Source organism: Marinobacterium lutimaris (assembly GCF_900108065.1).
Classification (GTDB): domain Bacteria; phylum Pseudomonadota; class Gammaproteobacteria; order Pseudomonadales; family Balneatricaceae; genus Marinobacterium_D; species Marinobacterium_D lutimaris.
This window is the reverse complement of sequence record NZ_FNVQ01000003.1, coordinates 228,688-252,670: the sequence shown is the minus strand read 5'-3', so window position 1 is coordinate 252,670 and position 23,983 is coordinate 228,688. Positions and strand designations below refer to the sequence as shown.

The 23,983-nt window shown below is 57.6% G+C and carries 22 protein-coding genes; 11 read left to right on the top strand and 11 right to left on the bottom strand.

Translation table 11 applies throughout. From position 1 onward, the window contains the following. Nucleotides 1-510 precede the first annotated feature (510 nt). Nucleotides 511-900: a glycine cleavage system protein GcvH gene (gene gcvH / locus C4S72_RS15515; protein ID WP_104004076.1), complete on the top strand. Its 390-nt coding sequence runs from the start codon at nt 511-513 to the stop codon at nt 898-900. Between the two features lie 92 nt (nt 901-992). After that, nucleotides 993-3,881 carry an aminomethyl-transferring glycine dehydrogenase gene (gcvP, locus tag C4S72_RS15510; protein ID WP_104004075.1) on the top strand — a complete coding sequence of 963 codons (2,889 nt, stop codon included), beginning with the start codon at nt 993-995 and terminating at the stop codon, nt 3,879-3,881. A gap of 397 nt (nt 3,882-4,278) precedes the next feature. Here the strand turns inward: gcvP and C4S72_RS15505 are convergent, their stop codons facing one another. Then, nucleotides 4,279-4,893, bottom strand: coding sequence for a DUF1294 domain-containing protein (locus C4S72_RS15505; RefSeq protein ID WP_104004074.1), 615 nt, complete (start codon nt 4,891-4,893; stop codon nt 4,279-4,281). Nucleotides 4,894-5,226: 333 nt separating this feature from the next. On the opposite strand from C4S72_RS15505, the gene C4S72_RS15500 reads away from it, so the two are divergent. Next, on the top strand, nt 5,227-5,517 hold the full coding sequence (locus C4S72_RS15500; protein ID WP_104004073.1) for an Ada metal-binding domain-containing protein: 291 nt from the start codon (nt 5,227-5,229) through the stop codon (nt 5,515-5,517). A 384-nt stretch (nt 5,518-5,901) separates the two neighbouring features. On the opposite strand, the gene C4S72_RS15495 is transcribed toward C4S72_RS15500, so the two are convergent. From C4S72_RS15495 to C4S72_RS15485, 3 genes are all read right to left on the bottom strand, one after another. After that, nucleotides 5,902-6,606 (bottom strand): inorganic diphosphatase, encoded by a 705-nt coding sequence (locus C4S72_RS15495; protein WP_104004072.1) that lies wholly within the window; start codon nt 6,604-6,606, stop codon nt 5,902-5,904. A gap of 329 nt (nt 6,607-6,935) precedes the next feature. Next, nucleotides 6,936-7,454, bottom strand: a complete 519-nt coding sequence (locus C4S72_RS15490; protein WP_104004071.1) for a flavodoxin — start codon at nt 7,452-7,454, stop codon at nt 6,936-6,938. A 21-nt stretch (nt 7,455-7,475) separates the two neighbouring features. After that, entirely contained in the window at nt 7,476-7,991 is a 516-nt protein-coding gene (locus tag C4S72_RS15485) for a hypothetical protein (protein ID WP_104004070.1), read from the bottom strand. Between the two features lie 261 nt (nt 7,992-8,252). On the opposite strand from C4S72_RS15485, the gene C4S72_RS15480 reads away from it, so the two are divergent. From C4S72_RS15480 to C4S72_RS26190, 4 genes are all read left to right on the top strand, one after another. After that, complete coding sequence (locus C4S72_RS15480) at nt 8,253-8,441, top strand: hypothetical protein (RefSeq protein WP_104004069.1); 189 nt, start codon at nt 8,253-8,255, stop codon at nt 8,439-8,441. Between the two features lie 135 nt (nt 8,442-8,576). Then, the gene (locus C4S72_RS15475) at nt 8,577-8,966 is read left to right on the top strand and encodes a glutaredoxin family protein (protein WP_104004068.1); all 390 of its coding nucleotides are present in this window, start codon (nt 8,577-8,579) and stop codon (nt 8,964-8,966) included. 12 nt (nt 8,967-8,978) lie between these two features. Beyond that, nucleotides 8,979-9,260, top strand: a complete 282-nt coding sequence (locus C4S72_RS15470; RefSeq protein WP_104004067.1) for a hypothetical protein — start codon at nt 8,979-8,981, stop codon at nt 9,258-9,260. A gap of 344 nt (nt 9,261-9,604) precedes the next feature. Continuing rightward, a complete protein-coding gene (locus C4S72_RS26190; protein ID WP_104004066.1) occupies nt 9,605-10,591 on the top strand; it encodes a methyl-accepting chemotaxis protein in 987 nt (328 codons plus the stop codon). 135 nt (nt 10,592-10,726) lie between these two features. On the opposite strand, the gene C4S72_RS15460 is transcribed toward C4S72_RS26190, so the two are convergent. Continuing rightward, on the bottom strand, nt 10,727-12,664 hold the full coding sequence (locus C4S72_RS15460; protein ID WP_104004065.1) for an FAD-dependent monooxygenase: 1,938 nt from the start codon (nt 12,662-12,664) through the stop codon (nt 10,727-10,729). 104 nt (nt 12,665-12,768) lie between these two features. On the opposite strand from C4S72_RS15460, the gene C4S72_RS15455 reads away from it, so the two are divergent. Then, nucleotides 12,769-13,692, top strand: coding sequence for a LysR family transcriptional regulator (locus C4S72_RS15455; protein WP_104004064.1), 924 nt, complete (start codon nt 12,769-12,771; stop codon nt 13,690-13,692). Here C4S72_RS15455 and C4S72_RS15450 read toward each other — a convergent pair. Further along, complete coding sequence (locus C4S72_RS15450) at nt 13,689-14,636, bottom strand: LysR family transcriptional regulator (RefSeq protein WP_104004063.1); 948 nt, start codon at nt 14,634-14,636, stop codon at nt 13,689-13,691. The genes C4S72_RS15455 and C4S72_RS15450 overlap by 4 nt on opposite strands. Nucleotides 14,637-14,791: 155 nt before the next feature. Between C4S72_RS15450 and C4S72_RS15445 the strand changes: the two genes are divergently transcribed. The 3 genes from C4S72_RS15445 to C4S72_RS15435 all read left to right on the top strand — a co-directional run bounded on the left by C4S72_RS15445 (nt 14,792) and on the right by C4S72_RS15435 (nt 18,740). After that, nucleotides 14,792-16,207, top strand: coding sequence for an acetyl-CoA carboxylase biotin carboxylase subunit (locus C4S72_RS15445; protein WP_104004062.1), 1,416 nt, complete (start codon nt 14,792-14,794; stop codon nt 16,205-16,207). 24 nt (nt 16,208-16,231) lie between these two features. Next, complete coding sequence (gene oadA / locus C4S72_RS15440) at nt 16,232-18,031, top strand: sodium-extruding oxaloacetate decarboxylase subunit alpha (protein ID WP_104004061.1); 1,800 nt, start codon at nt 16,232-16,234, stop codon at nt 18,029-18,031. A 364-nt stretch (nt 18,032-18,395) separates the two neighbouring features. Then, nucleotides 18,396-18,740, top strand: coding sequence for a cupin domain-containing protein (locus tag C4S72_RS15435; RefSeq protein ID WP_104004060.1), 345 nt, complete (start codon nt 18,396-18,398; stop codon nt 18,738-18,740). A gap of 75 nt (nt 18,741-18,815) precedes the next feature. Here the strand turns inward: C4S72_RS15435 and C4S72_RS15430 are convergent, their stop codons facing one another. The 5 genes from C4S72_RS15430 to C4S72_RS15410 all read right to left on the bottom strand — a co-directional run bounded on the left by C4S72_RS15430 (nt 18,816) and on the right by C4S72_RS15410 (nt 23,845). Continuing rightward, nucleotides 18,816-19,022 (bottom strand): hypothetical protein, encoded by a 207-nt coding sequence (locus tag C4S72_RS15430; RefSeq protein WP_104004059.1) that lies wholly within the window; start codon nt 19,020-19,022, stop codon nt 18,816-18,818. 194 nt (nt 19,023-19,216) lie between these two features. Continuing rightward, complete coding sequence (gene dinB, locus C4S72_RS15425; protein ID WP_104004058.1) at nt 19,217-20,266, bottom strand: DNA polymerase IV; 1,050 nt, start codon at nt 20,264-20,266, stop codon at nt 19,217-19,219. Between the two features lie 9 nt (nt 20,267-20,275). Beyond that, complete coding sequence (locus tag C4S72_RS15420; protein WP_200826807.1) at nt 20,276-20,596, bottom strand: hypothetical protein; 321 nt, start codon at nt 20,594-20,596, stop codon at nt 20,276-20,278. Nucleotides 20,597-20,610: 14 nt separating this feature from the next. Further along, on the bottom strand, nt 20,611-22,863 hold the full coding sequence (locus C4S72_RS15415) for a glycosyltransferase (RefSeq protein WP_104004056.1): 2,253 nt from the start codon (nt 22,861-22,863) through the stop codon (nt 20,611-20,613). Further along, on the bottom strand, nt 22,856-23,845 hold the full coding sequence (locus tag C4S72_RS15410; protein ID WP_200826806.1) for a lysylphosphatidylglycerol synthase transmembrane domain-containing protein: 990 nt from the start codon (nt 23,843-23,845) through the stop codon (nt 22,856-22,858). The genes C4S72_RS15415 and C4S72_RS15410 overlap by 8 nt, the downstream gene beginning before the upstream one ends. Between the last annotated feature and the right edge of the window lie 138 nt (nt 23,846-23,983).

The following is a 23,983-nucleotide window of genomic DNA, read 5'->3' as shown; positions in this document are numbered from 1 at the left end:
CCGATAGGAAACAAATTTCCTTAACTTAATCTTTGGCACGGCTGTGGGGCGGCTTCGCGTCCCATTGCCGCGTGTTGAGGTTTAAGGGCCTCTAATTAAAAGGGTAACTATTCTCTCTTAAAGGTTACCGCCAAACCTCATTCCGGACCGGGCTGTTTCCAATAGGAAATTTTTTTCTTGCTCCATTGCGACACTGTTGTTAGTCTGCCGCCCATCTGGCGCACTGGTTTACACTGCATCCTAGTTTTGATGTTTTGCGTTGAGTTTAGTCAGAGAACAGCCGGGCTGCTCTGCTCAAATGGTTTTTGCTTATCCCGCAAAAAACCAGGAAGTAGCAGCGGGACGGCTATAGTGTCAGGTTGATAACTGACGTCTCCCACCCCGGCCCTGTCGCTAATGACGGGTGCGGGCTAATGGCGTTGGTTGTCCGCCGGCTCTGCACTGCTCAATGGCCTAGGCTGTAAACCCTGAGCACCACAATCCAAACGACCTAAAGATGGATAGCGAACAATGAGCGATCTTCCGACTGACCTGAAATATGCATCCTCCCACGAGTGGGTTCGCGATAACGGCGACGGCACCGTCACTGTAGGTATCAGCGACTTTGCCCAGGAACAGCTGGGTGACGTGGTGTTTGTTGAACTGCCGGAAGTCGGCCGCGAAGTTGAAGCGGGCGAAGAGTTCTCCGTGGTTGAGTCGGTTAAGGCCGCTTCCGATATCTACGCGCCAGTCGGCGGTGAAGTAATCGAAGCCAACGAACAGCTCGACGACAGCCCCGAGCTGATCAACGAATCTCCTTTCGGTGACGGCTGGATCTGCAAGATCCGCATGTCCGATGCTGCTGAACTGGCTAAGCTGATGGATGCAGAAGCTTACGCCAAGGCCGTAAGCGAAGGCTGATACGCTAGACCACACCTCCATCGGGCGGCAGGTGCCGTCCGGTGCGACTATTATTCTTCAACTCCCGTCAACGTCAGAAAAGGGCAGGCAAGATGGCAACAGAACTCCGCGGATTGAGTGAACTGGAAGGTCACGACGAATTTACCCAGCGTCACATCGGACCCGATGGGCAGGAAGAGCAGACCATGCTCGATACCCTGGGACTGAAATCCCTGGACGAGCTGATAGAGCAGGCGGTGCCGGCTTCTATCCGTCTTGATGACGCTCTGGCGATGCCGGAAGGTATCACCGAAGTTGAGGCTCTGGCCGAGCTCGAAGCGATCGCCTCCAAGAACAAGGTGAAGCGTTCGATGATCGGTATGGGCTACTACGGCACCCTGGTGCCGGGCGTAATTCAGCGCAACGTGCTGGAAAACCCGGCCTGGTATACCGCTTACACCCCTTACCAGCCCGAGATCGCCCAGGGCCGCCTGGAAGCGCTGCTGAACTACCAGCAGATGGTGATGGACCTGACCGGCATGGCGCTGGCCAACGCCTCCCTGCTGGACGAAGCTACCGCTGCTGCCGAAGCGATGACCCTGTGCAAGCGCTCCAACCGCAAGAAGAGCGACATCTTCTTCGTGGCTGACGATGTGCATCCGCAGACCATCGACGTTATCCGCACCCGCGCCGAATACTTCGGTTACGAGGTGGTAGTTGATGCGGCCGAGAAACTGGAAGAGTACGACAGCTTCGGCGTGCTGCTGCAGTACCCGGGTACCCACGGCGATATCGCCGATGTGGAAAGCCTGATCGCCAAGGCGAAAGAGCAGAAATCCATGGTCTGCATCGCGACCGATCTGCTGGCGCTGGTGCTGATGAAATCACCGGGCGAACTGGGTGCCGATATCGTCTTCGGCTGCGCCCAGCGTTTCGGCGTGCCGATGGGCTTCGGTGGCCCGCACGCTGCGTTCTTTGCTACCTCTGACAAGCTCAAGCGCTCAGTACCTGGCCGCATCATCGGGGTTTCCGTGGACAGCCGCGGCAACCAGGCTCTGCGCATGGCGATGCAGACCCGCGAGCAGCACATCCGCCGCGAGAAAGCGACTTCCAACATCTGTACCGCCCAGGCACTGCTGGCCAACATGTCCTCCTTCTATGCCGTTTACCATGGCCCGGAAGGTCTGCGTCGCATCGCCGAACGCGTACACCGCCTGACCACTATCCTGGCTAACGGCCTGCGTCAGAAAGGCCTGAAGTGCAACGACACCTTCTTCGACACCCTGACCATCAAGGAAGCCAACGCAGGCGAAGTGATCGAAGGCGCACTGGCGGCGGGTTACAACCTGCGTCTTGTGGGCGGTGAGCATATCGGCATCAGCCTGGATGAAACCACAACCCGCAAGGATGTGGAGAACCTGCTGGCGCTGCTGCTGGGTAGCGATCACGGCCTCTCTGTGGACGCGCTGGACGCCAGCATCGTTGACGGCGAAACCACCGGCCTGCCGGAAGCACTGCGCCGTACCGATGCGATCCTGACTCACCCGGTCTTCAACAGCTACCACAGCGAAACCGAAATGCTGCGTTACCTGAAGAAGCTGGAAAACCGCGACTACTCCCTGGTGCACGGCATGATCCCGCTGGGTTCCTGCACCATGAAGCTGAACGCCACCTCCGAGATGGCGCCGATCACCTGGGCCGCGTTTGCCAACATGCATCCGTTCGCGCCGCATGAGCAGACTGCGGGCTACCTGGAGATGATTCGTCAGCTGGAAGAGATGCTGGTTGAGATCACCGGTTACGATGCGGTTTCCATGCAGCCGAACTCCGGCGCCCAGGGCGAATACGCGGGCCTGTTGGCGATCCGCAAGTACCAGGAATCGATCGGTGAAGGTCACCGTGATATCTGCCTGATCCCGTCGTCCGCTCACGGTACCAACCCGGCCTCTGCCGCGATGATGGGCATGAAGGTGGTTATCGTAGAATGCGACGATCTGGGTAACGTAGACGTAGCCGATCTGGCCGCCAAGGCGGAAGAACACGCTGCCAACCTGTCTGCGCTGATGGTCACCTACCCGAGTACCCACGGTGTTTACGAGCAGGAGATCGTCGAGATCTGCCAGATCGTGCACAAGTTCGGCGGCCAGGTTTACATGGACGGCGCCAACATGAACGCCCAGGTCGGCATCTCCAAGCCGGGCGTGATCGGTTCCGACGTGTCTCACCTGAACCTGCACAAAACCTTCGCCATCCCGCACGGCGGTGGCGGCCCCGGCATGGGCCCGATCGGTGTAAAAGCGCACCTGGCGCCGTTCCTGCCGGGTCACAGCGTCACTCACGTGGCGGGCCAGAAGCAGAACAACGGTGCGGTATCCGCAGCGCCTTACGGCTCCGGTGCCATCCTGCCGATCAGCTGGATGTACATCCGCATGCTCGGTAAGAACGGCCTCAAGCGCTCGACCCAGATGGCGATCCTGAACGCCAACTACCTGACCGAGAAGCTGTCGGCTCACTACCCGATCCTTTACCGCGGCAAGCACGACCGTGTCGCTCACGAGTGCATCGTCGATATCCGTCCGCTGAAAGAAGCGACCGGTATCACCGAGGAAGATATCGCCAAGCGTCTGATGGACTACGGCTTCCACGCCCCGACCATGTCGTTCCCGGTACCGGGCACGCTGATGATCGAGCCGACCGAATCCGAGTCCAAGGCGGAGCTGGACCGCTTCATCGAAGCGATGGTCTGCATCCGTGGTGAGATCGCCCGCGTTGAAACCGGCGAATGGACCGCCGAGAACAGCCCGCTGCACCATGCACCGCACACCCTGGCCGATATCACCGGCGCCTGGGATCGTGTCTACAGCATTGCCGAAGCGGTGTTCCCGACCGACGCCAGCCGTGACAACAAGTTCTGGCCGAGTGTGAACCGTATCGATAACGTGTACGGGGATCGTAACCTGATCTGTTCTTGTCCTTCGGTGGATTCTTATCGCGAGGAGTGATTGGTAAGGTTTAGCCCTTACCGATGACACTGAAACGCCCAGCCTTTGTGCTGGGCGTTTTTGTTAGGGTGGTTCGTTGTGCTTGGCAGCACTGCTTGATTGCAGGTTTCGCCTGCTGGCGAGTCAAGGATCTTGGACGGCCAAGATCCTTAACAATCCTAAGCCGCCCCGACAGCTTGATCGGCTACGCCGATTGCCCTGTGCTTCTCGTCTGAAAGAGCGGGACGGGCTTACTTTTCCAGAATCAGTCGGCTTCGCCTCAAACAGCCCGTCCCTTGTTTCTCTTTCAGCCTGCGATGCTCGGCTGCGCTGAAGGGGAAGGGCGCTTAGTTGGTTCTAATGAAAGCTGAGCTCTCAATTTTTAATCTAACCAAAGTCAGTCGATTAATATGAGTGATTAAAAGGGGAGGTGGCGCATAACGATCGCTCCACTATCTGTATGAAGCCAAATTAATCCAGCGATATTTAATATGACCGTTATAAAGTAAACGGTTCTGAATTCTTTCTTAATCGATTTGTGTCTTAATATTTCTTGCCCGAAGTAGGCTCCTGGCCAGCCGAAGAGTAACGATAAAATGTGTAACGTGCTCTCTTTGGTTCTCCATCGGCCGGCTTGAGCGGCAGACTTATCAATCGCATAGGCGATAAAAGCGACTACGCTCATCAAAAGATATAGGCCCAGCACAGATAGTGAAATTTTACCAATAAAGATTAATAATGAAATTATGGCAAAATAAAATGCCATAAAAATACCAAAGAGGCTTCCTGTTTGTGTGCTTTTTTTCTTTGCTGATTTATTTCTTTCACCAGCATACTTGATATTTTTAGCCTGGTACCGGTTTTTATTATCCCGCTCTAATTCATAAATAATAACGTCACCATCTACAGGCCTGCGGTTTCTGTGGTTGAAAGCTTTTATGTGCACGAATGCGCGTTCACCGCCACCATTTTGCTCTACGAAGCCAAATCCTTTCTCATCATTCCAGTTTGATATTTTTCCTTGAAGCTTCATGCGATACCTTAACCCTGTATATGATTTTTTATTTCGTAGAATATCTTTAATACTAAGCAGTTAGTGAAAGACTTATAAAATTGAGCGGTGCAGTTAATCTAAGATCAACTCAAGTCATCTTGCTATTAAGTGTCTCGTTTGTGAGACTTTTCTGTTTTTCTATTCCTAAGACTATAACCGGTATCTTTAATATTAGGGAACTATAAAAGAGTTCAAAATCCAGCTTACTCGGGCTCTTGTGCATGCAATACTCAGGAGAGGCTTAAAAGCGGGTGCGTCTATGGTGCAGCAGGATTTGCATCTGGCGGCTTTTTGAAGTGATGGGAGTAGAGGATGAAGACATACAAGCTTCTGGCAGCGGACGGAAACACCGTCCGTAGTGAAACCCCAGGTACGTTGGGTGGCAGCTCCAAGGCGGGTATCTATGGACGTCTGGACTGCACGGCGGCGAATAGTGCGCTGTCAAAAGGTTACGCGGAGCACCGTGTATTTTTCGCAGATGAAGCGACAGCGATTGAGGCCGGCTACAGACCTTGTGGGCGTTGCATGGCGGCAGAATATAAAAAATGGAAGTCAGGCCCCGATGAAAATGAAGACTATCCATGGAAAGTACTCCCCAAGTGATAATTTCTTGCCAAGACGATCTAATCGCACCGATAACCCCTTCAGCGCAGCCGAGCATCGCAGGCTGAAAGAGAAGTAAGGGACGGGCTGTTTGAGCCGCGAAGCGGCGACTTACTTTGAGGTGGAGAGTCGGTTCCGCTCTTTCAGACGAGAAGCACAGGGCAATCGGCGCAGCCGATCAAGCTGTCGGGGCGGCTTAGGATTGTTAAGGATCTTGGGCGTCCAAGATCCTTGACTCGCCAGCAGGCGAAACCTGCAAATGAGCAGTGCTGCCAAGCACAAGAAACTCACCAGCCAAGCAAAAAACACCCACCAAACACAAAAAAGCCCCACGAAAAAATCCGCAGGGCTCCCACTCAGCCAGCCGGCTGAACAACCAAACGCTTACTGCTGAGCCTGATAACTCTTAGCCGCAGCCTCAGCCACTTTCTTGGCTTCGTCAGGCCCCGCAAAACCCTGGCTTTCCATACCGCCATCCGGGCCTTTGTAGTTGCTGAACCAGAGATCGACTATCTGGCTGGCGCCACCGAACTCGGCATCGAGCTGTTCCAGGCTTTCGATGTTGGCGAACGGAGAGTCTTTGGTCAGTACCGCGATCAGTTTGTCGTCCTGTGCGCCGTCGTCGAGCATCTTCAGTACGCCGATCAGACGTACATCAACCACTTCACCGCGCGGCAGTGCCTGGCCCAGGATCAGCACGTCCAGCGGGTCGCCGTCGCCGCCGAGTTCTTTCGGCAGGGCGGTGCCGGGGATAGCGCCGTAGTTACCCGGGTAACCCAGGTAGTTGACGATGCGCGGCTTGCCCTTTTTGTATTCCCAGTAAACGTCTTCCGGGTTTTCTTTGCTCATCTCCCATTTGGCGGAGGTGCCGGTGGGGATTTCGACCACGGCGCGCAGGGAGCCATCTTCGTTGAACGCCGGCTGTGCCATCAGGTCGATCTTGCCGCTGATGGTGTAGTCGTCTTTCTGGGTCATTGCTGCAGAGTGACGGGCAGTGTCGGCATAGGCCAGCCCACCGATGGTTTCGGCGTGGACGTTTGCGCTCAGGGCGAAAAGGGTGGCCGCAGCCAGAAGTGACTTTTTCAACATGCTTGCTCCTTGATTGAATGCGCCAATCTAGCAACCGCGTATGACAATGTTTTGAAAGCGAAAGGTTTTAGGCCCGTTCGATAAAATTCAGCGGTGGATAAAATCTAATTGATAGAGCCTCGCCGCTGTTTAGCAGAAAGCCAATTCAGCACAGGACAGGTTCAGTGCAGGACAAGTTCAGCACAGGACAAGCTCACCAGAGCGAAAAGCGACTCGCTGGGCATACAGACGGTGATGGCGAGCAATTCAAACGCGAGGTGCAAACTACAAAAGGGGACCCGGCAAGCAGACCGAAACCGGGTGCGTTCCCCGGTTTCGGTAATGGGGTACTAGGCCAGGTCGGCTTTCAATATCTCCAGCCAGCGACCAAGGCGTTCTGGCGTCTTGTCCTTTTCATTGACCTGGTCAAAGGGGAAACCGACGAATTTGCCATCTCGCACAGCATTGGAATATTTGTAGGTGTAGCCATCGGTGGGGAAGGGGGCGATGAAGTTTGCCCCGCGGCCGGTGAACTTGTCATAGAGAACGCCCAGCGCGCTGACGAACTGTTCGCCATGGTCGACGTAATCGCCCGCACCAAAAAGAGCGATGGTTTTTCCGGAAAAGTCGGGCTTTTCGTTGGCCAGGTCCTGCAAGGGTTCTACCCAGTTGAACTGAACTTCCCCTGAGCCCCAGGTCGAACAGCCAAAGATCAGGACATCGTATTCGAGCATCTCATCGAACCCGAGGTAGTCATCTTCAAGGTCAAACAGATCGCAGTTATCCTCACCCAGGGCTTCCTGGATCTGCTCACCCACTGCCAGGGTGATGCCATTTGCGCTTCCAACGTAAATACCGATATTAGCCATCTTTTCAACTCACTTCCTGTGTTAACAAACATCTGAATTTGCGCCCTGGGCCTGTTGTTTCAGTGCCCAGATAGGTGTGTAGAGGGGCTGCTCCGCATGGGTGGGCGTCGCGGGCAGATGCAGGGGGATGCGCAGGTTGGTCCTGGCGAGTCGCATGGCGAAGCTGTGCATCACTTTGTGAACCTCGTCCTGAATGGCGCTGGTACAGAACCAGTGCGCGATGCCCATGGCGTGATTGTGCTGCCCGGCCTGATGCGCGGCGATCATTGTCAGCACTCCACGCTCGGGTTCTGTGAGGCTGCGATTTTCAACCTGGCCGAAACGCCAGCTGCGTCGGCCGTAGCGTTTCAGAAATTTGGCCGTGCGACAGAGTTCAAAAAACGCGGATTGGCCATTTCTGCGTCCCATCAGGGAGAAGAATTCCTGTTCGAGACGCTCCAGCGTAGGCAGGTCTTCCCCGATTGCGCGAATCGATGTGACGATCAATATCTCAAGTGTTGAAAGATCCTGGAGCGCTTTGGGTTTATTCGCGGACATTATGGATCCCTCCCTGGATATAAATGGCCTATACGCGCATTTTATGTAAGGTTTTAAATATTGCAACTGAAAATCATTTGCATTTGATGTTCTGAAGAGTTCGCAAAGCTGTGAGGGGGAATTGATCCTGGAGTCTTGAGGGGCGAGCTGAGCCAGCGATGAAGCGCGGGTGTATACTGGGCCCTTTTCGCTTTCGGTAACCAGCGCCAAGGATACGTTCGTGGGGCGTTAGCAAGGCTTTAAATGACAAAGGAGTGACTAATGGCCCTGATACTCAACAACTACAACATCGTGCGCATCACCGACGGTCAGCAAGTTGTGGAATGCACCGTGATCAAGATGTGTTTCGACTACGCGGTCGTGAAATACCGAGGTAAACAATACAAGGTGTCTTACCAGCATATTAATCAGGTGGTTGGACACGAGCTGTTGCTGCCGGTCGGTGATTGATCGCTGGCCTGGTACAGGATGCTGTCCTGCTGGGAGAAAACTCAATCTCAATTTTTCTCAGGAGGATTCCCCGGCTCAATTTGGTAGACTGCGCGCTCTTAAAGAAACGCCCGCAAGACTGTACGAGGAAATTGAATGCGAGTGGTGATACGACTCTTTTTCAGGCTGCTGCGTCGGCTGCTGATGCCGTTCATGTTGATCTATGCGGCACTCTCCAAACCCAAACCGATCACGCGTGATGAACAGGCACAGGCTCAGGTGGATAATGACTGCCGCGATCTGACGCTGTACCAGTTTGCGACCTGCCCGTTCTGCATCAAGGTGAAGAAAGAGGTTCATCGCCTGGCGCTGCCGATCGGTATGGCGAACGTGCAGAAAGATGCCCAGGCCCGTGCCGAGCTGGAGCAGGGCGGTGGTCGTGTAAAGGTGCCCTGTCTGAAGATCGAGCATCAGGATGGCCGCATCGAGTGGATGTACGAGTCTTCCGATATCAATGACTACCTGCGTCAGCGCTTCGCGCCCTGAGGTCGGCTTGTCATGAGTTTTCTACGCATCTTCAGCTGGCTCCTGCTCACCTTTGGTGTGGTGGGCTTCGGTGCTGTTGTGCTTGGGTTGGTGCCGGATATCGGCGCCAAGGGCCCGGCGCTGGTGCTGCTGGCTGTCCAGATTGTTTTCGCAGGCGCCGTGGTTTACGGCTTTCGTTTGGTGGCGCAGCAGCGCCTTGATCCGCGCATCCTGTTCTGGGGTGGCTGGGTGCTGATTATCACCTTTGTGATCACCGGTCAGATCTGGATCAACCGTTTCCAGATTAACCTCTAGTCTTCGTCGCAGGGTTGGTTGGCGTGCTAGCGACCCAACCCTCTGATCCGCTTTACAAAAATCTCTAATACAGGCATCTTTGAAACGTCCCTCGATGTTGCTAATCGACGTCAGTGTTACGGGCGCAGCCAGAATCGGCATTTACAACCTCAGCAGATATCGCCGCATTCACAGGCTCGCGTCCCACTATAAAAAGTGGGCCCGGCTAACAGGAAGGCCGTGAACCCGCACTGCAACACTCTTCCCTGAACTGAACCCGTGCGGCGGTTTTGCTGCTGCGCGGTTGTGCTCGGGTGGGTGTGCAACCAGGCACTGACCGGCCTTCTATGCTTAGGGAGAGTGGGATGTTTCTCGGAAAACGACTTCAGGAGATGGCGGGGCAGATCGCCGAAGGTATCCATCAGATCCTCGACGGTAAACCTGGCGCCATTCATCATGCGGAAACCTATCCGGCGCTGGGTGGCGCCCTGCAACGTCTAAATACCGGTCTGCAGGATCTGCAGGGGCAGGTTGATGCTCCACGCAGAGAGAAAGAGCAGCTGGAGCAGCAGCTTGAAGAGCTAAAAGCAGAGCTGCGTGATCTGGCGGATCAGCGTGACAGCTACCGCATGGAGCTGGAGCAAAGCCAGGCGCAGCTGCAGGATGCCCAGGCGGAAATCTATTCACTCAAGCAGGAAGAGCAGGTCTGGGGCCTGATCAAGCGCGCTATGGTCGAAGGCAGCTGGGATTACCTGGTGATTGACGGCGACCCGGACCACCGCGATAACGTGCTGCGCTGGTCTTCGGAGTTTCGTGACCTGATCGGCTACACGGCAGCCGAATTTCCCGATGGCTGGGACTCCTTCGAGGCAGTGTGCCACCCCGAAGATTTCAAGAAGGCGTTTGAAGCCTTCGGTGAATTCACCGCTAATACTGACCCCAACGCCAGCTACACCGTTGAGTATCGGATGAAACACAAGACCAAGGGATATATCTGGTTTCGGGAACACGGGCTGGGGTTGCGTGACGAACAGGGCAAGCTATGCCGTGTCGTCGGGGCGGCCAGCGATATCAGCGACGAGAAACGGATCGAAGGCATGCATCAGCGCGAACTTGGCGTGATGCAGGGCACCTACGACCAGATCTCCGGCGTGGTGCAGGTGATCCGCGCAATCGCTGAACAAACCAACCTGCTGGCGTTGAATGCCGCGATTGAAGCGGCCCGTGCCGGCGAAACCGGCCGCGGATTCTCAGTCGTTGCCGATGAGGTCAAACTGCTGGCTGGACGCACCCGCGATGCGACTCAGAGAATCCAGGATATGCTGGGTGACTTCAAGCGACAGGTGGAGTGATTCTCGCACCTGAAATGAAAAAGCCCTGCCGCGAAGCCTGGTCAGGCTTGCTGCAGGGCTTTTTCATTACACCGATAGGCTGGCTTGCCGGCTTCAGTTAACCGACTTCAGTTCACCGGTTTTACTTTACAGCCTTCACTTCACAGGTTTAAGCACGCCGGCAAAGAAGCGGCTCAGGCCCTGGTAATCGTTCAGCGGCAGCACGTCGGCCACGTACTGGTCCGGACGCACGATAACGATGCAGCCCTGGTCGCGGTTGATGCCGCGCATGGCGTAGATATCCTTGCCGCCGCCGGAGGATTCCGGGCGCTTGTCGGCGCAGAACACCTTCTCATAATCGCGCAGCTTAAGGCTCCCCTTCAACGGCATCAGCAGCGGATGCAGGGTGGATGTTTCCACCGACTGATGGTGCTGCTGGAACACCGCGCGCAGATCGATCACTGAATCCTGCTCGTCACCGGCCGGGGTGTAGAGCGTCAGCGGCGACTTGGCATCTTCCGCCAGGAACTCGCACAGGGCTTTCACGCCGCACTCGTCAGACATCGGCTCTGCGCTGCCGCCAAAGGCGTAGACGCGGTAAGCGCCGTTCGCGGTATGGCAGTGGCCCAGCTGCATCGGCTTGGCATCGCCCTGGCGCACCACCGGAGCGGAGTGGAAGCGCTTGCCCACGGTGAGACCGGTGGCCAGCTCCTGATGTAAGCCCTCACTGACCATCAGCGACGGACGGTACTGGATAGAGACACCGGCGGTGTATTGACCGAACAGCTGGAAGTAGCGCTGGAACTCGGCCGGATCAACACCGTCCGGGTTCTCGGCGGACTTCGGCTTGGCGCTGAACATGGCGGAGAACTTGCGATCGAAATCGATCAGCGCCTGGCCATATTCACGACGCTCGTCGGAGTAGGTTTTCAGCAGCGACTCGTCGGCTCGGCCGGTCAGCACGTGGGCCAGTTTCCAGCCCAGGTTCCAGGTATCCATCACCGAGGTGTTCAGGCCCTGGCCCGCTTTCGGGCTGTGGGTGTGACAGGCGTCGCCGGCGAGGAAGACGCGTGCGGCGCGATCTTCGGTAGAGTCGTCAAACGCGGTGGTGATGCGCTGGCCGATCTCGTACACGCTCCACCAGGCGACCTGTTTCACGTCGATGCTGTAGGGTTGAAGGATGCGGTTGGCGCCGGCAATCAGCACGTCCGCGGTCATCTGGTCGCGGGCAACGCGCTCATTTTCCTTCAACTTGTCCAGCTCGATATACATGCGCACCATGTAGCCGCCTTCGCGCGGGATGATCAGCATGTTGCCTTCGTTGTTGGAGTGGATCAGCGACTTCAGGCGGATATCGGGGAAGTCGGTGTTGAGCAGCACATCCATCACGCCCCAGGCCTGGTTCAGGGCGTCGCCCACCAGCTCCTTGCCGATGGCGGTACGCACAGCGGAGCGGGCGCCATCGCAGCCGACCACATAGCGCGCCTTGATGGTTTCCACTTCCTGGGTGTACTGGGAGAAGTTGACCATGCGCTCGACCTGAACGGTCACCGGGAACTCTTCATCCCCGGAGCCCACTTCCAGGCTCAGCAGCTTGCGCTGGTAGTGAGGTTCGAGCTTGGCGGCGCTCTGGCGCATCACATCCAGGAACATGTCGTGCACGCGCGCCTGGTTGATGATCAGGTGCGGCATCTCGGACAGATCGTCGGCCACATCGGGCACCTTGCCGCTGCGTGAGATCTCGTTCGGCTTGTCGGCGTCTGGCTTCCAGAAGGCGGCTTCGCTCACCTGGTAGGCTTCCTGAATGATCTGGTCGGCAAAGCCATAGGCCTGGAACATTTCGATGGTGCGGCAGGCGATACCGTCGGCCTGGCCCACCAGCAGGCGGTCATCTTTCTGGTCGATGATAGCGACGCGAAGACCTTCAAACTGGGTCAGCTGCGCCGCCAGGTTCAGGCCGGCAGGGCCGCAGCCGACGATCAAAACGTCGACCTCTTCAGGGAGCGGACGCTTGATAGGCGGGGGTACAACGGCATCCTGCGGATCGGAAAAGCGCGGATCGCCGGGGTGAAAGCCATTCTGATGAAACTGCATGGGGTGCGTCCTCTTACTTATTATGTATTTCGAAGACCACTTTAATTCGGTTTAGATATCAGGAAAAATAGGTTTTTATTCCCAGACTAAAAGAAAATGAATAAATGAATCCTAACCTTCTGAAACAGTTAGCCATCGTGGTGAAGCAGGGCTCGCTCAGTCGGGCCTGTGAGCAGCTGTACATCACGCAGCCAACACTGACCCGAAGTATAAAACAGCTGGAGATGAAGGTTGGGGCGCCGGTGCTGAAACGCTCGCGCCACGGTGTGATTCCCACCGAGATCGGCGCGCGGCTGGCGCAGATCGGCGAACGGATACTGGCGGATACCGATCATGGCGAAGAGGTGATCCGCCAGTGGCACAGTGGCTATCACAACGAGTTTACCCTGGGGATCGATCCGCTTTGGGAGTTCGCCGCTTACCGCGAGATGAGCGATCACTTCCTGCGTGAAAAGCGCTATGTATTTCATCTACGTACCGGCTCCGCTGCTGCCCAGATCGGCTTGATGCAGGCCGGCGAGCTGGACTTCCTGCTGGCGCCGGCGCACCTGACCGTGGCCCAGGAAAGCCTGCAGCGCGATCTGCTGTTTCGCGACCGTTCCGGCGTATTTGCCGGCAAGAAGTCGTCACTTATCCGCAGAAAGGGCGCAGTAGCCCTGGATGAACTGGAACGGCAAAACTGGATGATCGCCGGTGCCAGCGCCGGTTTTCTTGATGGTCAGGGGGAACTGGCCGGCCCCACGGCGGCACGTATCGCTTTCACCGGTAGTATCCGCTCGGTGCTGCATCTGCTGAATACCACCGACATGCTGGTGCGACTGCCGGCGCGGCTGGCGCTAATGACCGGCGAGATTGCGCCTGAGCAGATGATCGAAGTGGAAGGCAAACCTGGGCCGCGACGTGATATTGCGCTCTGGTCACGCACTGAGGAGGGCGAACGGCCGGAGATCCTCAAGGTGCGCGAGCTGATCACTGAGCTGGTGACCGGGATGGACCAGAAAACGCCTACCTTTGGGCTCGATCTCTAAGCCTCATCACCATAAACCCGTTGGGCCAGTTCGCGGGTGGAGCTGCGGGCGTGATCGAGAAACGCCTGCATCACCGGCGTCGGGTATTTGCTGGCGGGGTAAACCACGCACCAGGAGCGGCGCAGCGGAAAGCCTTCCAGCTCCGGGATAGTGACCTGCCCCAGCTTGATCTCCGCCGTCACGCTCAGGCGCGGCAACACGCCAACACCCAGTCCCGCCAGAATGCCGTGCTTGATCGCCACGTTGGAACCCAGCTCCAGGCGTGGCGCCAGTTTCAGGCGGTTCTGCGCGCACCAGACCTCCAGCGCATGGCGGGTACCGGAGCCGGCTTCGCGCATCAGCAGACGAGCGTTGAAAAAGTCCTGGGTGCTGAGATTTTCCTTCTGCAGCAGCGGATCGTCCGAGCGCACCACCGGCACCATGATGTTATCGAGGAACGGCAGGGTGTTCAGGTTTCGTGACTCCGGCACCATCCCCATGATCACCAGGTGGTCCTGGTTGGTGTTGAGGCGCTCCACCGCCTGGGCGCGGTTGACGATGGTCAGGCTCACATCCACCTGTGGATAGGCCTCCAGAAACGACTCCAGCAGGTAGGGTACGGAGTACTGAGCAGTACTCACCGCGGCCAGGCGCAGCTCGCCACGTACCTGGCCATCCAGTTCTGCCAGCTGCATCTGCAGCCGCTCCAGGTCGGTAAACATGGTGTCGACGGTTCTCGACAGCTGCTCGCCGGCGGCGGTCACATACAGTTTTTTACCCACGTATTCGAACACCGGCTGGCCCATCGCCTGCTCGAGCTGCCTTATCTGCGCGCTGACGGCGGGCTGGGTCAGGCCAAGCTCCTCGGCGGCACGGCTGTAGTTCAGGTGATGAGCTACGGCCTTGAACACCTGTAACTGGCGAAAAGAGAGCCGATTCAAGAGCTGGTTCAGAGAGTAGGGCATGGGCGAAATCCAGTGCTGATGGGCTGTTGGGTCGAACGACAAGGTTAACTATAAGGTATTTCTTATGATCTTCAGAAGAAATATCAATTTATAGATTTTAGCCGACTGGTTTAGTGTGATTCGCATCGGTCGAGACACTCTTTCGGAGACGATCCATGCTGAAGAAAATCCTGATTGCCAACCGAGGCGAAATCGCGGTCCGCATAGTACGGGCTTGCGCGGAGATGAATATCCGCTCGGTAGCGATCTACACAGAACCGGACCGTTACGCGCTGCACGTAAAACGCGCAGACGAGGCCCACAGCCTGGGTGAAGACCCGCTGGCGGGATACCTCGATGCCCGTCGTATCGTGAACCTGGCGGTAGAAACCGGCTGTGATGCGATCCATCCTGGCTACGGCTTCCTGTCCGAGAACAGCGAGTTCGCCCGTATCTGTGCCGAGCGTGGTATCACCTTTATCGGCCCGAAGGCTGAGGTTATCGCCAAGATGGGCGACAAGACTGCAGCCCGTGCCAGCATGATCGCCGCCGGCGTGCCGGTGACTCCGGGCTCGGAAGGCAACCTGGCCGATCTGGACGAGGCGATCAAGGTTGCCGGCGAGATCGGCTACCCCGTGATGCTCAAGGCCACCTCCGGTGGTGGCGGTCGCGGTATTCGTCGCTGCGACAGCGAGACTGAACTCAAGGCGCAGTACCCGCGCGTTATCTCCGAAGCCACCAAGGCGTTCGGCTCTGCCGAAGTGTTTCTTGAGAAGTGCATCGTCGATCCGAAACATATTGAAGTGCAGATCCTGGCCGACAGCCAGGGCGATGCGATCCATCTTTACGAGCGCGATTGTTCCATCCAGCGCCGTAACCAGAAGCTGATCGAGATCGCACCGAGCCCGCAGCTAACGCCGGAACAGCGTAACTATGTCGGAGAACTGGCCGTGCGCGCCGCCAAGGCGGTGGGTTACGAGAACGCTGGCACCGTGGAGTTCCTGGTCACCGGTAACGAGATCTACTTCATGGAGATGAACACCCGTGTGCAGGTTGAGCACACCATCTCCGAGCAGATCACCGGCGTGGATATCGTGCGCGAGCAGATTCGTGTCGCATCCGGCCTGCCGCTGGCCTATCGCCAGGAGGATATCTCCTTCCGCGGTTTTGCCCTGCAGTTCCGTATCAACGCCGAAGATCCGAAGAACAATTTTCTGCCGAGTTTTGGCCGCATTACCCGTTACTACGCGCCGGGCGGTCCCGGTGTGCGTACCGATACGGCGATCTACACCGGTTACACCATTCCGCCGTACTTCGACTCCATGTGTCTGAAGCTGATCGTCTGGGCGCTGAACTGGGAAGAGGCGCTGGATCGCGGTTCCCGCGCACTGGCGGACATGCGGGTGCAGGGGGTGAAAACCACCGCCCGTTACTACCAGGAGATCCTGCAGAACCCGGATTTCCGTAGCGGTGAATTCAATACCAGCTTCGTGCCGAACCACCCGGAGCTGCAAAACTACTCGGACAAGCGCGATCCCAGCGAACTTGCGCTGGCCATCGCTGCAGCTATCGCGGCGTACGCCGGCGTTTAACGGGCTGCGAAAAGGAGAGAATTGATGAGCAAAGTGAACGTTACCGACGTCATCCTGCGAGATGCACACCAGTCCCTGATCGCCACTCGTATGCGTACAGAAGACATGCTGCCGATCTGTGACAAGCTCGACAAGGTGGGCTTCTGGTCACTGGAAGTCTGGGGCGGCGCCACCTTCGACGCCTGCGTCCGTTTCCTGAAGGAAGATCCCTGGGAGCGTCTGCGCGAACTGCGCAAGGCGCTGCCGAACACCCGTCTGCAGATGCTGCTGCGCGGCCAGAACCTGCTCGGCTACCGCCACTATGCCGATGACGTGGTCGAGGCGTTTGTCGCCAAGGCGGCCGAGAACGGTATAGATGTATTCCGCGTCTTCGATGCGCTTAACGATCTGCGTAACCTGGAAACCGCCATCAAGGCGGTGAAGAAAGCGGGCAAACATGCGCAGGGCACCATCTGCTACACCACCAGCCCGGTGCATACCGAAGCGCTGTTCGTGAAGCAGGCGCAGGAGCTGAAGGCGATGGGCGCCGACTCCATCGCGATCAAGGATATGGCCGGTCTGCTGACCCCGTACGCCACCTATGACCTGGTGAAGGCGATCAAGAGCGGTGTGGATCTGCCGGTGTTCATCCATAGCCACTCCACCGCAGGCCTCGCGGCTCAGTGTCAGCTGAAGGCGGTGGAAGCGGGTGCTGAGCATATCGATACCGCGATCTCCTCCTTTGCTTCCGGCACCAGCCATCCGGCCACCGAATCCCAGGTTGCGGCGCTGCGCGGTACCCAGTGGGATACCGGTCTGGATCTGGAACTGCTGGGCGAGATCGCCGATTACTTCCGCGAAGTGCGCAAGAAGTATCACCAGTTTGAATCGGAATTCACCCGCGAAGACGTATCGGTTCAGATCAACCAGGTACCGGGCGGCATGATGTCCAACCTGGCCAACCAGCTGAAAGAGCAGAACGCCCTGGGCCGCATCCGCGAAGTGTTCGCCGAGATTCCGGCGGTGCGCAAGGACCTGGGTTACCCGCCGCTGGTGACGCCGACGTCACAGATTGTCGGTACCCAGGCGGTGCTGAACGTGCTCTCCGGTGAGCGCTACAAGACGATCACCAATGAGGTGAAACGCTATCTTCAGGGTGGTTACGGTCACCCGCCGGCCGAAGTCGATGCTCAGCTGCAGACCAAGGCGGTCGGTAAAGAAGAGCTGATCGACGGTCGCCCGGCTGACCTGCTGAGCCCGGAAATGGCGCGCCTGACCAAAGAGATCGGTGACCTGGCCAAATCCGAAGAAGACGTACTGACCTTCGCCATGTTCCAGGATATCGGCCGCCAGTTCCTCGAACAGCGTGAAGCCGGCACTCTGGAGCCGGAACAGCTTCTGCCGGCCAGCCAGGGCGGTCGCGCCATGGACGAAGGTGTAGCCACCGAGTTCAAGATCGACGTCCACGGTGAAACCTACCAGGTGGCGATCACCGGTGTAGGTGGCAAGGACAGCGGTAAGCGTCACGTCTACCTGAGCATCGATGGTATGCCGGAAGAGGTACTGTTCGAGCCGCTGAACGCCTACGTCGGTGGTACTACCGCCAGCGGTCGTCAGCAGGCCAGCGCACCGGGCCATGTGACCACCAGTATGCCGGGCAATATCGTCGATGTGCTGGTGTCAGTCGGTGACGAAGTCACTGCAGGTCAGGCGGTGTTGATCACTGAAGCGATGAAGATGGAAACCGAAATTCAGGCACCGATCGCCGGCAAGGTGAAGGGCGTGCATGTCGCCAAGGGCGACCGCGTCACCCCGGGCGAGGTGCTGATCGAAATCGAGGGGTAAGAAAGCCCAGGCTTGCTTTACCTGAGATAAAACTCGTTACGAGTTGCAATGGAGCTTGGCCCTCATCAGGAGACTGGTGAGGGCCTTTTTTATGGATTGGCCTGGGGGAGAAGGCACAGCATAACCGATGCACCGCGGTAGGAGGTGCGCACCCGGAGGGCATAATAACCTCGCGCCGATGGAATCCGGCACTGCGGTGAACAAACCCATCGGCGGATGAGCGCGACGAGGGCGTCACTCCGACGAAAAATGGCTTTCCTGCTTGCTGCCGTTTATAACCCTACCAGTGTCGAAACCAGACAATGCCAGCCTGAATAATCGCCCCATAATGCGGGTCCTTTACTTCGACCCTTGTGGAGCTGACATGTCCGATTTTATTACCGTTTTGCGTGAAACCTGCCCGACTCCCGTTGTTGATGCGACCAAATGGACCCGCATCGGCGGTGACCCGCACACCGTGAATCTGAACGCCTACACCTCCGCTGACGGCAGCAAGATCATGGGTACCTGGATCTGCACCCCGGGCAAGTTCGAAGTGAATTACGACAAGTGGGAGTTCTGCCACTTCCTCGACGGTTACTGCATCATCACCCCGGAAGGTGAAGAGCCGAAACATCTGAAAGCGGGCGATGTGTTCGTTATCGAGCCGGGTATGAAAGGTACCTGGGAAGTGGTCGAGACCGTACGCAAGTATTTCGTCTTCGCTTGATAGATCGCGCTTAATAGACCGCCGCACAAATTGAAACCGCCCGAGGGCGGTTTCTCCATCAAGCGCCTGGCGTGACTACTTGCTGAGTTTGCGCAGCAGGGCGTCCGCATACTCCACGGCGCGATCTGCAACAGAATCGCTATCCGTAAGTTCCGGGTTGGAAATGAGAGTGCTCAAAGCCTGGGTGGCTATGTACTCTCGTTTTGTCAGTCCGCTTGTGTACTTCGACCCGAAGGCAGAAGCTCGTTTGTTCACCTCGAGTTCCATGGCGATCGTTGTCATTTCGCGCCTCCTTGCGCTTGGCTCTTAAGTTGGGGGTTACCCCCAATCAGCATAGAACAATATCCACTAATGAAGCGCAAGAAAGATGTATGCGAGGCGGGCTTTCAAGCCGGATGTTGGGCCTGAACTGACTTTATAAGGCGACGCTGCTGAATCCACAAATCTTGATCGCGAAGGGCCATGGACTCTGAATACTAGCTACCGAAATCCAGAGCCAGCTGGCGCAGGGAACTCTCTTCCGCCAGGGCGACGCTGATACCGACAAGGCGCACACGGCGGCCCGCGGCGCGTTCAAACGCGGTATGCAGGATCGAGCGCAGCACATCCTCGCTGAGCCGCTCCGACTGACCGGCAGCGGTGGTCTGCTGGAAGTCGTGGAATTTAAGCTTGATGGTAATGCCCTTGAAACTGCGGCCCCTGAGGCGCTGCTTCAGTTCCGGCAGCAGGCCGAGCAGGATCTGTTCGCACTGGGCCTCGGTACGCAGGTCATGGGCGAGGGTGGTTTCGACCCCCACGGATTTACGGATGCGTGAGGGCTGCACCGGGCGATCATCGATGCCGCGGGCGCGCTGGTAGAGGCTGTGGCCAAACTTACCGAAGCGGTCGGTGAGCGCCTGCAGTGACCAGCCGAGCAGGTCGTGGCCGTAGTTAAGGCCCAGCTCCTCCAGTTTTTCCGCCGTGCGCGGGCCAACACCGGGAAACTTCCTCAGCTTCAGGCCGGCGACAAACTCCGCCGCCTGGTCGGGCGTGACCACGCACTGGCCGTTGGGCTTGTTCTCGTCCGAGGCGATCTTGGCGATAAACTTGTTAGGGGCAACACCGGCGGAGGCGGTGAGGCCGGTTTCGGCCAGGATCTCGGCTCGGATCTGCTGGGCGATCAGCGTGGCGCTGCCCTGGCAGGCACTGCATTCGCTGACATCCAGGTAAGCCTCGTCCAGCGACAGCGGTTCGATCAGCTCGGTATAGCGGGCGAAGATCTCGCGGATCTGGGCGGAAACGCTTTTATAGACCGACATTCGTCCAGGGATCAGGATCAGATCGGGGCAGAGCCGTTTTGCCTCGGCGCTGGGCATGGCCGAGTGGACACCGAACTTGCGCGCCTCGTAACTGCAGGTGGAGATCACGCCACGGGAGTCAGCCTTGCCGCCGACAGCGATTGGTTTGCCCTTGAGGCTCGGGTTATCGCGAATCTCCACCGAGGCGTAGAAGGCATCCATGTCGATATGGATGATTTTGCGTTGCATTCGGCGCGGTCAGCCTTCTACCCAGACCTCGCGCAGTGGCTCGCCGAAATCATCGTAAATGACCTTTTTGCGAGGTTTCTGCCGGGGGGCTGGTTTGGGTTTCTGTTTCGCCTGTTTGCGCCGTGCATCTATGGCCGCGAGTACATCCATGGCCGGTGTGCGGGGCTGCACCGGTCGACCGTCACTGAATGGCGGCTGGAAAGCGGCGCCATCCTCAACACCGCTTTCGCCCTGACGTACACGTTTGATCTCGCCGCCATCACGGACGAAGTCCTGAACCTGGCGTTCGAGTTCTTTTCGTATGTCGGCTTTGCTTGGGCGTTTACTCATCCCCTGATTATGCATTATCTGTTTTTTTCGGCCAGTACCGTGGCGTAGATCAGGCCAACGCAACGGCTGAACTCTTCGGTGCTGTGATTCGCCGCAGTCTCGACGGCACTTTCAGCGAAGCGCTGGTAAATGTCGTCATCGGTGAGCAGGGTCTCTACCCGCTTGCGCCACTGGGTACCGTTAAGTGGCGTTTTATAGCCGTTGACGCCATCTTCGACGATATCGTCGATGCCGCTGGAGCGAACCGCCACCACCGGCATACCACCGGCCATCGCTTCGAGAATCACCATGCCCTGGGTTTCGGAGCGTGAGGCAAACACAAACAGATCACCCAGACGGCAGTAAGTCGCCATCTCATCCGGCGGCACTGAGCCCACCAGGATAATGCGATCGGTCATGCCCTGCTCGTCGATCTGTTTCTGCAGGGTTTTGCGCTGGTTACCATCGCCGAGGATCAGGCAGCGGAAGGGGATATCCTCGCGTCGTTTGGCCAGGTCCGCCAGGGCATCGATCATAAAGCCGATGTTTTTCTCTGCACTGAGTCGGCAGATGCTGACCAGCACCTTTTCATTCACCGGGATATCGAGCTTTTTGCGCAGTTCGCTGACCTGCTCGTCGCTGACATCGCGGAACGACTGGTAGTCGATGCCGGTGGGCTGCACAAAGATCGACTTTTTCACCCCGATCATGCGCAGATACTCCTCGGCGGATTCCGTCGGCACGATCACCCCGTCACAGCGGTTGGCAAAGCGCCGCACCAGCGCATGGGAGACCAGGTTACGAAACAGCGGACCGGGCAGCGGCACGTAATGGGCGTAGTGCTCCAGTCGGGTGTGGTAGGTGTAGACCAGCGGAATATCCAGCGCGCGGGCGATCATCGGGCCCAGGCCGCCGAGCCAGAACGGATGATGGGCGTGGATCAGGTCCGGCTTGAAGGCGCGGATTTTTTTCAGCGTACCGGGCAGGAAAATGTTGGCCAGCTTGAACTCCCGGTGTTTGCCCAGCGGCAGGATCGATGGCACGCGTACCACATCCTCCTCATTTTTCGGCTGCTTGCTGTAGCTCGGAGAGACGATCTGGACACTGTGCCCCAGGCCTTTGAGTCCGCGCCTGAGCCGTTCGATGGAGAGTGGTACGCCGCCGATAAACGGCAGGTAGTTGTTGGTCAGCATGCTGACCCTGAGCGGCTTGTTCTCGAACGGCGTTGGGTCCACGTCGAAGTTGGGGTAATAGTCGCGATCCACGAAGATCGCCGAGTAGAGCCAGAGTCCGACCAGGCTGAGCAGGCAGATCACCAGGATGAAGTTCAGGTAGCCCACGTAGAACAGCGAGTGGATAAAGAACCAGAGACTTTCCACCGTGCGCCAGAACGGATGCTGAGCGATATCCAGGCGCACCGGCTCGATGCTGATGTTATCGCCATCCACGCTGACCTCGGTGTAGTGGTAGAAGCCATGTTCGCTGGTGGGGACGAAGCCGCCGCCGCCACCGGTGACGACAAAATCGGTACCGCTTTCGCGCTGGATATACTGTTGCGGCAGGCTGGCGGAGAACACCGCATCGACCCGGGCGCTTTCAATGATCGAAACCAGGGCGCTGCGCGCCGGGTCCGGGTAGAGGTACTGCTCCTCCGGGAACAGGTAGTGGGTATCGAAACCGAGCAGCTTCTCCGAGGGCACGGCTTTCAGCGGCTTTTCACTGAACACAAAGCGGTGAGTCTGCTCCTGGGTTTCCTTCTTGTCGTTGAGCAGGTCATCGAGCCAGCGCTGCTGCCACTGATAGTTGGTCTTGCCGGTGCTGTCGAGGAAGATAAAGCGGCTGTTGCCAGCGTTAAATGAGAACAGGTAGGGGCCAAAATGATCGTAGAAGCGGAAGCCGCCGAGGCGACTGTTTTCGTTTTCCCCGAAAGTGAGCAGGTAGGGCATGTTAAGCCGCGACAGTGTGCGGTAGAGCGCCCTGTATTTGTCCTCGCCGCCGCTGCTGACCGCGTTGCCGGCGGAGACGACAAAGTCGACGCCGCTGTCGTTCAGCATCGGCAGAATCTGCCTCTCGAAGATACCCACCGAGTTCTTGATATTGCCCACCACGGCAAAGCGGAAGCTCTCTTTGCCATCGAGGCGGGCTTCGATCCGTTCCACCTGGCGGGCGTGCACGGCGGTGTAATCCTGCTCGAAGAAGTTGAGATAGATCTTGTAGCCGACCAGGGCCAGGATCAGCAGCAGGTTAATGTAGAAGATCAGACGCAGACGCGGGTGGGTGTTACGCACGGCTCAGAGCTCCCTTGAACAGGCTATGAAGGGTAACCGGCAGGCCGATCAGCATGCCCAGATGAATAGTCAGAAAACGCCACAGCAGGATGGTCAGCACCAGGTCGCCGGACTGCAGCATGGCGGAGAAAAACAGCCCGAATACCGCCTCGGCGACACCGGCGGCGCCCGGCGTGGGGGCGAAATACATCACGAAGGTGGTCACCACCAGCAGGCCGAGTGTGAGCAGGTAGTTCACCTCGTACTCCAGGCCCCAGAGCAGCAGCGCCGGGAAGGAGAACAGCGACAGCAGGAACAGCCCGGTGAAGAACAGGGCCAGCAGGCGATAGCGCAGATTGCCGCGCATAAACGCTTTTAACGCGGCACGGAACCTGAGCATCTCGCGGCGCAGGGCGAAATGCAGCCGTGGTTTTTTCTCCGCGGATATGAGTTTGATCCGGTGCAGCAGGGCGATCAGGCCGTCGGCCAGTTTCAGCATCCAGCGCATTTTAAAGATCAGCAGGGCAAAGGCACCGACATAGATAAACGCGAACAGCGCCAGGTAAACCGCCAGTTGTTCGCCCAGTGCGCTATTGCGCAGTGGCTCGAGGAACATCAGCAGAAAGGGTGTCGGCAGGAAGATAAAACAGACCGCGAGCAGGGTTCTCAGGGTGGTCGCTGCCGTGGCTGCGCCCACATGGACGCCCTGGTGGCGCAAGTACCAGATCTGCGCCAGGCCGCCGCCGGTGGCCATGGGCGTAACGTTGGAGATCAGGATGTTGATAAATACCAGTCGCGTCTGGGCGGCGGCAGGAATGCGATAACCCAAGGCTCGCAGGGTGTAGTAGAGGCGCAGACCATCGCTGGCGAAGTAGACCAGCAGCAGGCCAAGGCAGGCGGCAATAAAGCCTGGTTTCAGCAGGCGGTCATCCAGCAGCGGACGGTCGAGCTGCAGATCCGACAGGATCGCCCAGGGAACAGCGGCACTCAGTAGAATAAACACAGCGGTAAAAACGAGGATGCGGCCCAGCGGGGTGCGTCCGTTGCGCGGTTGTTCGGTGTTGATAACTGTCCTTCCTTACAGTACCGATAAGCACGGCCTGGCAGCCAAAGTTGAGGGCCCGACTTTAATCTCTGAATT

What these genes read in the sequence shown, in the direction of transcription:
- gcvH (WP_104004076.1), top strand. Translation starts at nt 511, where the DNA reads ATGAGCGATCTTCCGACTGACCTGAAATATGCATCCTCCCACGAGTGG.
- gcvP (WP_104004075.1), top strand. Translation starts at nt 993, where the DNA reads ATGGCAACAGAACTCCGCGGATTGAGTGAACTGGAAGGTCACGACGAA.
- C4S72_RS15505 (WP_104004074.1), bottom strand. Translation starts at nt 4,893, where the DNA reads ATGAAGCTTCAAGGAAAAATATCAAACTGGAATGATGAGAAAGGATTT.
- C4S72_RS15500 (WP_104004073.1), top strand. Translation starts at nt 5,227, where the DNA reads ATGAAGACATACAAGCTTCTGGCAGCGGACGGAAACACCGTCCGTAGT.
- C4S72_RS15495 (WP_104004072.1), bottom strand. Translation starts at nt 6,606, where the DNA reads ATGTTGAAAAAGTCACTTCTGGCTGCGGCCACCCTTTTCGCCCTGAGC.
- C4S72_RS15490 (WP_104004071.1), bottom strand. Translation starts at nt 7,454, where the DNA reads ATGGCTAATATCGGTATTTACGTTGGAAGCGCAAATGGCATCACCCTG.
- C4S72_RS15485 (WP_104004070.1), bottom strand. Translation starts at nt 7,991, where the DNA reads ATGTCCGCGAATAAACCCAAAGCGCTCCAGGATCTTTCAACACTTGAG.
- C4S72_RS15480 (WP_104004069.1), top strand. Translation starts at nt 8,253, where the DNA reads ATGGCCCTGATACTCAACAACTACAACATCGTGCGCATCACCGACGGT.
- C4S72_RS15475 (WP_104004068.1), top strand. Translation starts at nt 8,577, where the DNA reads ATGCGAGTGGTGATACGACTCTTTTTCAGGCTGCTGCGTCGGCTGCTG.
- C4S72_RS15470 (WP_104004067.1), top strand. Translation starts at nt 8,979, where the DNA reads ATGAGTTTTCTACGCATCTTCAGCTGGCTCCTGCTCACCTTTGGTGTG.
- C4S72_RS26190 (WP_104004066.1), top strand. Translation starts at nt 9,605, where the DNA reads ATGTTTCTCGGAAAACGACTTCAGGAGATGGCGGGGCAGATCGCCGAA.
- C4S72_RS15460 (WP_104004065.1), bottom strand. Translation starts at nt 12,664, where the DNA reads ATGCAGTTTCATCAGAATGGCTTTCACCCCGGCGATCCGCGCTTTTCC.
- C4S72_RS15455 (WP_104004064.1), top strand. Translation starts at nt 12,769, where the DNA reads ATGAATCCTAACCTTCTGAAACAGTTAGCCATCGTGGTGAAGCAGGGC.
- C4S72_RS15450 (WP_104004063.1), bottom strand. Translation starts at nt 14,636, where the DNA reads ATGCCCTACTCTCTGAACCAGCTCTTGAATCGGCTCTCTTTTCGCCAG.
- C4S72_RS15445 (WP_104004062.1), top strand. Translation starts at nt 14,792, where the DNA reads ATGCTGAAGAAAATCCTGATTGCCAACCGAGGCGAAATCGCGGTCCGC.
- oadA (WP_104004061.1), top strand. Translation starts at nt 16,232, where the DNA reads ATGAGCAAAGTGAACGTTACCGACGTCATCCTGCGAGATGCACACCAG.
- C4S72_RS15435 (WP_104004060.1), top strand. Translation starts at nt 18,396, where the DNA reads ATGTCCGATTTTATTACCGTTTTGCGTGAAACCTGCCCGACTCCCGTT.
- C4S72_RS15430 (WP_104004059.1), bottom strand. Translation starts at nt 19,022, where the DNA reads ATGACAACGATCGCCATGGAACTCGAGGTGAACAAACGAGCTTCTGCC.
- dinB (WP_104004058.1), bottom strand. Translation starts at nt 20,266, where the DNA reads ATGCAACGCAAAATCATCCATATCGACATGGATGCCTTCTACGCCTCG.
- C4S72_RS15420 (WP_200826807.1), bottom strand. Translation starts at nt 20,596, where the DNA reads ATGAGTAAACGCCCAAGCAAAGCCGACATACGAAAAGAACTCGAACGC.